The 275-nt window shown below is 48.4% G+C and carries 1 pseudogene; it reads left to right on the top strand.

The window, feature by feature from the left end:
* Positions 1-275, top strand: a pseudogene (locus AB4585_RS25595) (hypothetical protein); the annotation flags it as partial.

Raw genomic sequence — 275 nt, 5'->3', positions numbered from 1 at the left:
CATTTATACCTGGGGTAGGGGAAGTACCTGCAACGCCGGGTGTTTATAGCTGTCCCAATAGTGCACTTGGCACCCATCCAATGCTGTTGGAGAACGTGAAATGCAGTATTAACTATGCCGCTTTAAACGACCCAACTAGGTCAGATTTCGAATGGAGCATCCCTGACGGAGTTGATTGGATGCCCTTTGTTTCAGAAACAAGCCCACAAGTGCCCTTTGATGAACTTACGGCATCGACCAATGATCCGAGTAAAGCTTTTGCCGCTGGGGATCTT

The organism is Vibrio sp. 10N.222.49.C9 (assembly GCF_041474985.1).
GTDB classification, from domain to species: domain Bacteria; phylum Pseudomonadota; class Gammaproteobacteria; order Enterobacterales; family Vibrionaceae; genus Vibrio; species Vibrio crassostreae_C.
This window is presented reverse-complemented; position numbering and strand designations above follow the sequence as displayed.